This is a genomic window from Pseudomonas sp. KK18, assembly GCF_037094675.1.
GTDB lineage: Bacteria > Pseudomonadota > Gammaproteobacteria > Pseudomonadales > Pseudomonadaceae > Aquipseudomonas.
The window spans coordinates 2,113,044-2,124,746 of the sequence record NZ_CP146605.1; the positions used below are offsets into that span (position 1 = coordinate 2,113,044).

Consider the following 11,703-nt stretch of genomic DNA (forward strand, 5'->3'; position numbering starts at 1 on the left):
CTCGCCTAGGCTCGGCATGCCCGCACTCCGGCCCGGTTCCGCGGGCCGCCGCGACGGGCCATCCATGGCCCGGCGCGGCTAAATCGGCATCCTTGCCGATTTACCCGCTCCACCGTGCCTACTTGCGGCCATCGTGGTTGACGGGGCCCGCAGATCAAAATCAAAAGCAAGAGCACAGCGGCCTACCGGCCGGCTTGAGTGTTAAAAGCAAAAGCAAAGACCAGAGCGAAAACAAAGCCGCTTTTCTGTAGGAGCTGGCTTGCCGGCGATGCAGACACCTCGGTACATCAGACACACCGAGGCGATGCCATCGCCGGCAAGCCAGCTCCTACAGTGCACCGTGCCCGCTTTAGCTTTTGATTTTGCTTTTAACACTCAAGTCGGCTTTCAGGCCGCTGTGCTCTTGATCTGCTTTTGATCTTGATCTTAGGCGCCCCGTTAAACCACGCTGGCCGAACGCAGGCTTTGGAGCGTGGGTAACCCGGCAGGACGCCGGGTTAGCCGTCCTGGGCCAAGGATGGCCCATGACGGCGGCCCACGGTCCAAAGCCGGAGTGAGGGCACACCGAGCCTAGGCGAGGTGCCGAGTGGTGGGGCAAGAGCGTTTTGCTTACTTTTGCGCTGTTCAAAAGTGAGCCGCTGTAAGAGCGGAACCAATAGTGGCCGTTACCTAAATAACGGATATGTACCCCGCCCCAAGCCCCCTCCACAATCAACAGCCTTTAAAAACCCCAGGCCGCTTCTCGACCATCGCCCGTACACCTTCCTTGGCATCCTCACTATTCAGCAGTTTCTCCACCAAAACGGGCAACCCGGCCGCCGCCGCGGTCTCCCCCTCGATCCGTGCCTGGCGCGCCGACATCAGCGTGGCCTGCACCCCCAGCGGCGCCTGCTGGGCAATGCGGTTTGCCAGCGCCACCGCCCGGGGCAACAAATCCTCGCTGGCCATCACCTCCTGCACCAACCCCAACCGCAGCGCTTCATGGGCATCAAACTCATCCCCCGTGAGCAACCAGCGCATGGCATTCCCCCACCCCGCGATCTGATGAAAGCGCAACGTCGCGCCCCCAAAAGGAAAAATCCCGCGCTGCACTTCCATCTGCGCAAACCGGGTATTGCTGGCACACAGGTTGATATCCGCCGCCAACATCAACTCGATACCAATGGTCAGGCAGTACCCCTGAGCCGCAACAATCACCGGCTTACTGACCCGGGGCCCCGCGAAAACGCCCCACGGGTCACAACCACCCAACGGCGGTTGCCAGCCTTGTGCCATCGTGGGCCCCACATTGGCCAGGTCCAATCCGGCGGTAAAGTGATCGCCATGCCCGAAGACAATGGCCACCCGCGCTTGCTCATTGCGATCAAATTCGCCATACGCCAGGCTCAAATCATTGAGCAATTCCAGGTCGAACGCATTGCGCTTGGCCACGCGATCCAGCCCCAGCAACAGGATATGACCCTGCTGTTCACGGCTGACGCGGCTGTTGGTGGCTTGGTTCATGGGGTGTGCCCTCGGGCGCAAAGGGAGGTTTCGGACCGAAGGGCCCGCTGTTAAGGGTGAACCGTTTAAGCGTCATGACCAACAGGGCCGGGCCTTTGAAAAATAGACCCTGCTGCCTGGATGCGCAAAGCCTTTGATGCAGAGGCGTTTACCTGCGGTTTGCGATAAAAAAAGCTCCCTTTTTCAGCGATTTCCGGTATAGTGCGCGCCGGCCTTTAACCGGGCCGCGTTTAGGTAGCGCAATTCCCCGAAGTCAGCTTCGGCTGCACGTCCGCACAGCGGACTCTTCCTTGACGAATCTTTTTCATTCATTCGTTTTCGCAAATCCCCGCCGACAAAGCAGCCAGGGCGACTCTTGAGTCTCAACACGGCATGCGCAGCTTTGGAGCATGGGTCTTTGCGGATGCACTTAGAGGCAGACCCATGACCCAGGAAACCGGCGGCTTCGCCGCTTTTAATCTTAACCCGAACATTCTTGCTGCCGTCATCGCGACTGGCTACGAAGAACCTTCGGCTATTCAGCAGCAATCGATCCCGATCATCATGGCCGGCCAAGACATGATTGGCCAAGCGCAAACCGGTACCGGTAAAACCGCCGCGTTCGCCCTGCCAATCCTGCACTGCATCGATCCTGCCAAGCGCGAGCCGCAAGCCCTGATCCTGGCGCCAACCCGTGAGTTGGCGCTGCAAGTAGCAACCGCTTTCGAAACCTACGCCAAGCAAATGCCGGGCGTTACCGTTGTGGCCGTTTACGGCGGCGCGCCTATGGGCCCACAACTGAAAGCAATCCGTAACGGCGCACAGATCGTTGTCGCCACTCCGGGCCGTCTGTGCGACCACCTGCGTCGCGACGAAAAAGTGCTGTCGACCGTGAACCACCTGGTTCTGGACGAAGCTGACGAAATGCTCAAGCTGGGCTTCATGGACGACCTGGAAGTCATCTTCAAGGCACTGCCAGCAACCCGTCAGACCGTACTGTTCTCGGCTACCCTGCCACAGTCGATCCGTGCCATTGCCGAACGCCATCTGCGCGATCCGCAACACGTGAAGATCCAGACCAAGACTCAGACCGTTACCGCGATCGAACAGGCTCACCTGTTGGTTCACGCTGACCAGAAGACCTCGGCTGTATTGAGCCTGCTGGAAGTCGAAGACTTCGACGCCCTGATCATGTTCGTGCGCACCAAGCAAGCGACCCTGGACCTGGCCAGCGCCCTGGAAGCCAAAGGCTACAAAGCCGCTGCGCTGAACGGTGACATTGCCCAGAACCAGCGTGAGCGCGTGATCGACTCCCTCAAGGATGGCCGTCTGGACATCGTTGTGGCGACCGACGTTGCTGCCCGTGGCCTCGACGTTCCACGTATCACCCACGTGTTCAACGTTGACATGCCTTACGATCCAGAGTCCTACGTTCACCGTATCGGCCGTACCGGCCGTGCTGGTCGCGAAGGTCGTGCATTGTTGCTGGTGACTCCACGTGAGCGCCGCATGCTGCAAGTGATCGAGCGTGTAACCGGTCAGAAAGTTGCCGAAGTCCGCCTGCCGGATGCCCAGGCCGTTCTCGATGCGCGCATCAAGAAACTGACCAACAGCCTGTCGCCACTGGTGGCTGATGCTGAATCGACCCACGGCGACCTGCTGGACCGCCTGACTGCCGATATCGGTTGCACCCCGCGTGCCCTGGCTGCAGCCCTGCTGCGCAAGGCGACCAACGGTCAGGCCCTGACCCTGGCTGCCATCGAGAAAGAACGTCCACTGGTGCCGAACAACGCTCCGCGCGGTGATCGTCCAGAGCGTACTGGCGACCGTCCGGACCGTGGTGATCGTGAGCGTCGTGCTCCGGTTCCATTGGCTGAAGGCCGTGCTCGCTGCCGTACCGCGCTGGGCGCGCGTGATGGCATCGCTGCCAAGAACCTGCTGGGCGCTATCCTCAACGAGGGTGGCCTGGCACGTGAAGCGATCGGTCGCATCCAGGTGCGTGACAGCTTCTCCCTGGTGGAGCTGCCGGAAGATGGCCTGGAGAAACTCCTGACCAAGCTGAAGGACACCCGCGTTGCCGGTAAGCAGTTGAAGCTGCGTCGCTACCGCGAAGATTGATCCGCCCTTGGGCTGATTGATCGAACATAAAAAATCCCCGACTGGTTCGGGGATTTTTTTTGCCTGCAATCAGGCGAAACGGTAGATGTCCATGCCCAGCGCACCCATGGTAAAGCCTTGGTGGGCTGCGCTGAATTCACCGCCGGCGCCCCGGGCGAAATACAGCGGCAGCAAATGCTCGTCGCTGGGGTGGCTGCGCACGGCATGAGGTGCCTGGCGACGATAGTCGTGCAGCGCGGCTTCATCGTTGGCTGCCAGTTTGCTGACCATCCAATCGCGAAAATCCCGCGCCCAAGGCTCGATGCTCTCCGGCCCGGCATGCCAGTCCAGTTCGCCGAGGTTGTGGGTAATGCTGCCGGAGCCGATCAGCAGCACGCCCTGTTCCCGCAGGCTCGCCAGTGCGTGGCCGACACGGGTTTGCAGGGCAGGGCCCATGCGGCTTGGCAGCGATACCTGCACCACCGGGATATCGGCCGCCGGGTACATCAGCGACAGGGGCACCCAAGTGCCGTGGTCGAAGGGGCGCTGATCATCAATGCGCGCTTCCAGGCCGTCAGCCTTGAGCAACTGCACGATTTGGGCGGCCAACTGCGGGTCACCGGGTGCCGGGTACTGCACCGCGAACAGTTCCCGTGGGAAGCCGCCAAAGTCGTGCCAGGTCTCTGGTGCGGCGCTGCCAGTCACGAGCAGCCCCTGGCTTTCCCAGTGCGCCGAGACCACCACAATGGCCTTGGGGCGTGGCAGCTCGGCTGCCAGGCGCTTGAGTGCCGGGCCACTGGCACCGGGTTGCAGGGCAAGCATGGGCGAGCCGTGGGAGATAAACAGGCTGGGCAGCATGAGTAGGGTCCTGAGGGTTAAGATGGGACCATCTTCAATCAGATCATTGATCTAAATCTAATATAAGTTTTAGCGCTATTTGATCAAGTTTTAGGATAAATCATGGAACCTGGATTTTGGCATGAGCGGTGGGCGCGCAATCAGACGGGTTTCCACTTGCCCGAGGTGAATCCTTACCTGCTGCGCCACTGGCCCGGTCTGGGTGTGGCGAGCGGGGCGCAGGTGCTGGTGCCGTTGTGCGGCAAGAGCCTGGACCTGGTGTGGCTGGCGAGCGTCGGGCATCGGGTGATCGGGGTCGAGTTGTCGGAAAAGGCCGTTGAAGAGTTTTTCAGCGAGCAGGAGCTGGCGCCGCAGGTCAGCCAGCGCGGCGCTTTCAAAGTTTTCCAGGCGGGTTCCATCGAGCTGTGGTGCGGGGATTTCTTCGCCCTGGATGCCGGTGCCGTGTTTGGTTGCACAGCGCTTTACGACCGGGCGGCGCTGATTGCCCTGCCACCGTTGATGCGCGAGCAGTATGCGGCGCACTTGAATGGGATTCTGGCGGGAGGCAGTCGTGGCCTGTTGATCACCCTCGATTATGAACAGTCGCAAAAGGCCGGCCCGCCGTTCGCGGTGAGCGATGAGGAAGTGCAATTGCTCCTGGGCGGCCGGTGGAGCCTGGATGTGCTGCAGGAGCAGGACATCCTGGGGGACAGCTGGAAGTTTGTTCAGGACGGCGTCACGCGCCTGGACGAGCGGGTGTACCGGTTGGCCAGGCGCTGAAGAGCGCCCACAAAAAAGGGGCGATTGAATCGCCCCTTCTTCTTGTCGCTATCAGCCGCGACGACGCAGTGCGTCAATTCGCTCTTCCAGTGGCGGGTGGCTCATGAACAGGCGAGCCATGCCCTGCTTGATGCCACCGTTGATGCCAAAGGCGGTCAGGGTGTTCGGCATGTGCACCGGCAAGCCCTGTTCGGAGCGCAGGTGCTGCAGGGCGCTGATCATCGCGCCGGTACCGGCCAGGCGTGCGCCGGCTTCGTCTGCGCGGAATTCCCGTTTGCGCGAGAACCACATCACGATCGAGCTGGCGAGGAAGCCCAGTACCAGTTCGGCGAAGATGGTCGCCACGTAGTAGGCCATGCCCTGGCCCTGTTCGTTCTTGAAGATCACCTTGTCGACGAAGTTGCCGATGATCCGCGCGAAGAACATCACGAAGGTGTTCACCACGCCCTGGACCAGCGCCAGGGTGACCATGTCACCGTTGGCCACGTGGCCGATCTCGTGGGCCAGCACCGCCTTGATTTCGTCGGGCGAGAACCGCTCCAGCAAGCCCTGGCTGACGGCCACAAGGGCGTCGTTCTTGTTCCAGCCGGTAGCAAAGGCGTTCGCTTCATAGGCCGGGAAGATCCCGACTTCAGGCATCTTGATCCCGGCTTCGCGGGACAGTTGCTCGACGGTCTGCAGCAGCCATTGCTCATGACGGGTGCGTGGCTGGGTAATGATCTGGGTGCTGGTGCTCATCTTCGCCATCCACTTGGAGATGAACAGCGAGAAAATCGACCCGGCAAAACCAAAGACCGCACAGAAGATCAGCAGCTGATTGAGGTTCAGATCAACCCCGTTGGCCGCCATGATCCCATTGAAGCCGAAAAGGCTCAGCGTGATGCTGGCAATCAGCACGACCGCCAGGTTAGTGGCCAAGAACAGCAGAATGCGCATCATGGTTGTAGAATTCTCCTCATGCTTAATATGTCGCGTACTGCGGGGTATATAAGGTGCGGCATGGGGCTATTCAACCGGGGGACTATTTCAAACTGTGTCCTACAGCCTGAATGTAGAGCCTTGAAGGGAATTTCCGAGGCCTGGTGTGGCTCGGCAGCCTCGCCCCATTGCCTTGCAGCCCTGTAATTATAGGGTGATGCCCGAGCAAGGGTGGAGCCGGCAGGTGTAAAAGGCGATACCGCCCACGCAGGGCAGAGAAGTGTTGCCAGATAATCGCTGTACGACCACGGGGGGGCCGTACAGCGCAATGCCCATTACTGGCGATAGGACTTCAGGAAGTTGCCGATGCGACCAATGGCCATCTCCAGGTCATCCACCCGCGGCAGGGTGACCACCCGGAAGTGATCCGGCCACGGCCAGTTGAACGCCGTACCCTGGACCACCAGCAGCTTTTCCGACAGCAGCAGGTCGAGCACGAACTTCTCGTCGTTGAGGATCGGGCACACTTTCGGGTCGATCCGCGGGAACGCATACAGCGCCCCCATCGGCTTGACGCAACTGACGCCGGGAATCGCGTTCAGCAGTTCCCAGGTGCGGTTGCGCTGCTCCAGCAGGCGGCCTTGTGGCAGCACCAGGTCGTTGATGCTCTGGTAGCCGCCCAGTGCGGTCTGGATGGCGTGCTGGCTCGGCACGTTGGCACACAGGCGCATGTTGGCCAGCATGTCGATGCCCTCGATGTAGCTCTGGGCATTGTGCTTGGGGCCGGAAATGGCGATCCAGCCGGAACGGAAGCCCGCCACCCGGTAGGATTTAGACAGCCCGTTGAAGGTCAGGCACAACAGGTCCGGCGCCAGGGAGGCGGTGCAGATGTGCACGGCGTCGTCGTAGAGGATCTTGTCGTAGATCTCATCGGAAAACACCACCAGGTTGTGCTGGCGCGCGAGTTCGAGCATGCCCAGCAACACTTCCCTGGAGTAGACGGCGCCGGTGGGGTTGTTCGGGTTGATGATCACCAGGGCCTTGGTGTTCGGGGTGATCTTGGCCTTGATGTCGGCCAGGTCCGGGAACCAGTCGGCACCTTCGTCACACAGGTAATGCACCGGATGGCCACCGGCCAGGGTTACGGCGGCGGTCCACAGCGGGTAGTCGGGAGCCGGAACCAGCACTTCGTCGCCGTTGTTGAGCAGGGCCTGCATGGACATGACGATCAGCTCGGACACGCCGTTGCCCAGGTAGATGTCTTCGATGCCGACACCTTCAACCTGCTTCTGCTGGTAGTACTGCATGACGGCCTTGCGCGCGCTGAACAGGCCTTTGGAGTCGCTGTAGCCTTGTGCGGTAGGCAGGTTGCGGATCACGTCCTGGAGGATTTCGTCCGGCGCTTCGAAACCAAAGGGTGCCGGGTTGCCAATGTTCAGCTTGAGGATGCGATGGCCTTCCTCTTCCAGGCGTTTGGCGTGCTTGAGCACCGGGCCGCGAATGTCGTAGCAGACGTTGGCGAGCTTGTTCGATTTGCTGACCTGCATGGCGATGTGATCCTGAAAATGAACGATCCAGACGGTGTGAAGACTACCGTGCTGAGAATCCTGCGTTGGCCTGACCCATAAATACGTTTGAATGCCGGTAACGCGGGTGCCAGACTGGCGCTTTGAAGAGGCGCAATCATACGTGCCGCCTGATCCATGGAAAAGACACAGATCAGGCTTTTTCAGTTGCCGAGGTGTACCGATGGAAAAGTTGCAGAAAACCGTTGAAGAATGGAAAGCCATGCTCGACCCGGAGCAGTACAACGTGTGCCGCCTCAAAGGCACCGAGCGACCGTTCAGCGGCAAGTACAACGGCACCAAGACCGACGGCGTCTACCACTGCATCTGCTGCAATGAGCCGCTGTTCGATTCCAGGGCCAAGTTTGACTCCGGCTGCGGCTGGCCCAGCTTCTACGAGCCGATCGCCAAGCAGGCCATGGTCGAGATCCGGGACGTCAGCCACGGCATGATCCGCACCGAAGTCACCTGCGCCAAGTGCGATGCGCACCTGGGCCACGTGTTCCCGGACGGACCGCCACCGACCGGTTTGCGTTACTGCATCAACTCGGTGTGCCTGGACCTGGTACCGCGCTGAGCCGTCAGGCTCCTGCGGGCTTCGTGCCCGCAGGAGCCGTTATATCAAGGCATAAGTCCCGCCAATTAAATTGCACACAATTGAATTGCCTACTATCGTTCAGTCCTTCTTATCTTTGTAGAGGCACTGCCATGAGCGACAACCTGCTGAGCATCCCTTGCACCACCATCAAGGGTGAGCAAAAGACCTTGGCCGATTTCGCCGGCAAGGCGATTCTGGTGGTCAACACTGCCAGCAAGTGCGGCTTCACCCCGCAATACAAGGGGCTTGAAGAACTCTGGCAGCATTACAAGGACCAGGGCCTGGTGGTATTGGGCTTTCCCTGCAACCAGTTCGGCAAGCAGGAGCCGGGCAACGAAGGCGCCATTTCGGAGTTTTGCGAGCTGAACTTTGGTGTCAGTTTCCCGCTGTTCAAGAAGATTGACGTCAACGGCAGCGATGCCCACCCATTGTTCGTACAGCTTAAAAAGCAGGCCCTGGGATTGCTGGGCTCCAAGGGCATCAAGTGGAACTTCACCAAGTTCCTGATCGGTCGCGACGGCCAGGTGGTCAAGCGCTTCGCCCCGACCACCAAGCCCCAGGACCTGACCCAAGAGATCGAAGCCCTGCTCAAATGACCGACCTGTCCCTGGCCCTCGACGACCAACTGTGCTTCAAGCTCTACGCCGCCTCCCGCGCAGTCACCCGGGCCTACAAGCCGATGCTCGATCAGTTGGGCCTGACCTATCCGCAATACCTGGTGATGCTGGTGCTGTGGGAATGGCAGGCTGCAGTGGTGTCGCAGCCTACGGTCAAGGCCCTGGGCGAGCGCCTGCTGCTGGATTCCGGCACGCTGACGCCACTGCTCAAGCGCCTGGAGCAGCTTACCCTGGTGCGGCGTCAGCGCAGTGCGCTGGATGAGCGTGAAGTGCACCTGAGCCTGACCGATGAAGGCCGGCACCTGCGCGACCGGGTGCAGCCGCTGAAGGCCCGCCTGTTGTGTGACAGCGGCGTTGATCTGAACCAGGCCGATGCCTTGCGTGACGGTCTGGATCAGCTGTTGCGCCAGATCAAAGACTTGTCGTAGTCGGCACCCACAGATCGAGCAAGGCCTTGAGTTCTTCCCGGCGAAACGGCTTTGCCAGGTAATCGTTCATGCCCGCAGCCCGGCAGCGCTCGCGTTCCTCGGACATGGCATTGGCCGTCAAGGCGACGATCGGCAAGTCCGGCCAGCGCCCGCTGCGGCGGATCTGCCGACTGGCCTCATAGCCATCCATCACCGGCATATTGCAGTCCATCAACACCATGTCGAAGCCTTGCTCTTCCAGCAGCTTGAGGGCTTCACCACCGTGGGCGGCGACGATCACCTCGCACCCGAGCTTGCCGAGCATGCCCTTGGCCACCAGTTGATTGACCGGGTTGTCCTCCACCAGCAGGATGCGCGCCCGGTGGGCGAGGGGGCCGGTTTCCAGCTGGATCAGGTCCAGGACCAGGTCCGGATCGGTGCGCAAGTTGCGTTGCAGGACCTGGTACAGCGCGGTGCGGCTCAGGGGGCGGGCCTGTTGCTGCAAGGGGGCCAGGGCCGCGACTTCTTCGCTGGGCATGAAGTTGCCGTAGGCGGTTACCACCAGGATCGGGGCGGTGATCATCGGGCGCAGGCGGAACAGGCATTCGGGGCAGTCGGTGATCAGCAGGTCGGGATTCTGCCCGCTCAAGTCATCGTCGATGGAATAACAGCGCGGAGCCAGGCCCCAACTCGGCAGCAGGCTGGTGAGGAGTTCTGCCAGCCCGCTGCTGGTGCTGGTGATGGCGATTACATCTCCAGCCAAAGGCGCCAGGCGCACCGCCGGCAAGTGGGTCGGCAAGGGCAGGTCGGCACAGAACTGGCTGCCAAAGCCAGCTTCCGAGCTGATGCTCAGGCGGCCTTTCATGGCTTCGCACAGGTTGTGGGTCAGCGCCAGGCCCAGGCCTGTCCCGCCGAACTGGCGGGTGATGCCCGCACCGGCTTGGGTGAACGGCTGGAAAATCTTGACCTGGGCATCCTGGGCGATCCCGATACCGGTGTCGCACACCTCGATCCTGACCCGGCCGGCCTGGGCACTGAGGCGTACATCCACCCGGCCGAAACGTGTGAACTTCAGGGCGTTGGACAGCAAATTGCTGACAATCTGCCGTACCCGCGTCGGGTCGCCCAGCACCTGGGCGGGAAACTGCGGGTCGATCAGGCACGTCAGCTCCACGCTGGGCGCGGCGTTTTGCGAGAGCAGGTTGGCGGTGTCTTCAACCAGTGAACCGAGGTCGAACGGGATGCTTTCCAGTTCCAGTTGGCCGGCGTCGAACTTCGACAGGTCGAGGATATCGTTGAGTAGCTCCACCAGTACTTTGCCGGAGTCATGGGCGATCGACAGTTGCTGGCGTTGCTCGGCGTTCAGCGGGCTGTCGAGGGAGAGGGCGATCATCCCCAGCAGGCCGTTCAGCGGTGTACGGATTTCATGGCTCATGTTGGCCAGGAACGCCGCCCGTGCCTGGGCCATGCCCAGGGCCGTCATCTTCGCCGCTTCCAGCTCGTCGTTCGACAGCGTCAACCGATGATTGATCGCCTTGAGCTCGGTGGTGCGGGCGGAGACGATGTCTTCCAGTTGGCCGAGGTATTCGGTCAGGCGATTTTCAGCGTGCCGGCGTTGCTGGATTTCAGTCTCCATGTTTTCAAACTGTTGGTTGGCGACGTTGACCAGTACGCCGATCTCGTCGTGCTCGTGCCCCGGCGGGCAGTCCAGGCGCTCGTGCTTGCGTGAGCTCAGCTCGCGGATAATGCGCACCAGCGGCTTGGTCAGCATCACGTAGAAAAGCGCCAACAGAATGCCGGTGAGGATCAGGCTGCGGGCGAAGCCGTTGAGCAGGGTGATCTCGGCGCGGTGCAGGAAGCGGCTGCCGAACGCGTAGGTGTCTACGTCAAGACGCAGTACACCGAGGGAATCGTTGGGCATGTGGGCGAGGTAGAGCCGATCTTCGAATTGGCGGTTGGCGCCAAACAGGAAGTCGCTGATGGGCCGGTAGGTGCTTTCCTTGCGCGGGCGATGGACATCGGCCAGCACCAAACCGTTGTTGTCGATCAGTTGTGCATGGGTGATGGCGGGGGAGTGCAGCAGGCCCAGCGTCAGTTCCTGGGCCAGCTCGGCGTCGATGTTGTAGGCGATGCGCGAAGCCGGGTTATGGCTGATTTCAATCAGCGCACGTATTTCCCGGTTGATGGAAGCGTCTTCGCTGGCATAATCAATCCCAATCTGTATCAGGCTGAGCAAGGTTCCCAAGACGAATCCGACCAGCACTGTCAGTCTGGCTTGTTTATAAGACAAGCGGTGGGCGAACTTGATATCCATCGGGTGCTGTACCACTTTACGTTTCCTTTCGCCCGGCAAGCATAGCTGAACATCCACAGGCTCAAACTTGCCCGGCATGAATCGATTT

Annotated in this window: 10 protein-coding genes; 5 read left to right on the forward strand and 5 right to left on the reverse strand. The window is 60.8% G+C overall.

The features are described from left to right. Window positions 1-711 precede the first annotated feature (711 nt). The gene (locus V6607_RS09495) at window positions 712-1,503 is read right to left on the reverse strand and encodes a crotonase/enoyl-CoA hydratase family protein (RefSeq protein WP_134326003.1); all 792 of its coding nucleotides are present in this window, start codon (window positions 1,501-1,503) and stop codon (window positions 712-714) included. 423 nt (window positions 1,504-1,926) lie between these two features. On the opposite strand from V6607_RS09495, the gene V6607_RS09500 reads away from it, so the two are divergent. After that, on the forward strand, window positions 1,927-3,600 hold the full coding sequence (locus tag V6607_RS09500; RefSeq protein ID WP_003209050.1) for a DEAD/DEAH box helicase: 1,674 nt from the start codon (window positions 1,927-1,929) through the stop codon (window positions 3,598-3,600). A 69-nt stretch (window positions 3,601-3,669) separates the two neighbouring features. Here the strand turns inward: V6607_RS09500 and V6607_RS09505 are convergent, their stop codons facing one another. Next, a complete protein-coding gene (locus V6607_RS09505) occupies window positions 3,670-4,437 on the reverse strand; it encodes a class III extradiol ring-cleavage dioxygenase (protein ID WP_003209052.1) in 768 nt (255 codons plus the stop codon). Window positions 4,438-4,539: 102 nt separating this feature from the next. Here V6607_RS09505 and V6607_RS09510 point away from each other — a divergent pair, with 102 nt between their 5' ends. After that, window positions 4,540-5,196 (forward strand): thiopurine S-methyltransferase, encoded by a 657-nt coding sequence (locus V6607_RS09510; RefSeq protein ID WP_134326004.1) that lies wholly within the window; start codon window positions 4,540-4,542, stop codon window positions 5,194-5,196. Window positions 5,197-5,247: 51 nt separating this feature from the next. On the opposite strand, the gene htpX is transcribed toward V6607_RS09510, so the two are convergent. After that, window positions 5,248-6,135 carry a protease HtpX gene (gene htpX / locus V6607_RS09515; protein WP_003209055.1) on the reverse strand — a complete coding sequence of 296 codons (888 nt, stop codon included), beginning with the start codon at window positions 6,133-6,135 and terminating at the stop codon, window positions 5,248-5,250. A 314-nt stretch (window positions 6,136-6,449) separates the two neighbouring features. Continuing rightward, the gene (locus V6607_RS09520) at window positions 6,450-7,661 is read right to left on the reverse strand and encodes a pyridoxal phosphate-dependent aminotransferase (protein WP_003209058.1); all 1,212 of its coding nucleotides are present in this window, start codon (window positions 7,659-7,661) and stop codon (window positions 6,450-6,452) included. A gap of 202 nt (window positions 7,662-7,863) precedes the next feature. Here V6607_RS09520 and msrB point away from each other — a divergent pair, with 202 nt between their 5' ends. The 3 genes from msrB to V6607_RS09535 all read left to right on the forward strand — a co-directional run bounded on the left by msrB (window position 7,864) and on the right by V6607_RS09535 (window position 9,322). Next, the gene (msrB, locus tag V6607_RS09525) at window positions 7,864-8,256 is read left to right on the forward strand and encodes a peptide-methionine (R)-S-oxide reductase MsrB (RefSeq protein WP_134326005.1); all 393 of its coding nucleotides are present in this window, start codon (window positions 7,864-7,866) and stop codon (window positions 8,254-8,256) included. 131 nt (window positions 8,257-8,387) lie between these two features. Continuing rightward, window positions 8,388-8,873: a glutathione peroxidase gene (locus tag V6607_RS09530; protein WP_338743755.1), complete on the forward strand. Its 486-nt coding sequence runs from the start codon at window positions 8,388-8,390 to the stop codon at window positions 8,871-8,873. Then, window positions 8,870-9,322 carry a MarR family transcriptional regulator gene (locus V6607_RS09535; RefSeq protein WP_134326006.1) on the forward strand — a complete coding sequence of 151 codons (453 nt, stop codon included), beginning with the start codon at window positions 8,870-8,872 and terminating at the stop codon, window positions 9,320-9,322. Before V6607_RS09530 ends, V6607_RS09535 begins: the two co-directional genes overlap by 4 nt. On the opposite strand, the gene V6607_RS09540 is transcribed toward V6607_RS09535, so the two are convergent. Beyond that, window positions 9,306-11,615, reverse strand: coding sequence for a response regulator (locus V6607_RS09540; RefSeq protein ID WP_003209064.1), 2,310 nt, complete (start codon window positions 11,613-11,615; stop codon window positions 9,306-9,308). The two genes, V6607_RS09535 and V6607_RS09540, sit on opposite strands and share 17 nt — an antisense overlap. Window positions 11,616-11,703: the final 88 nt, after the last annotated feature.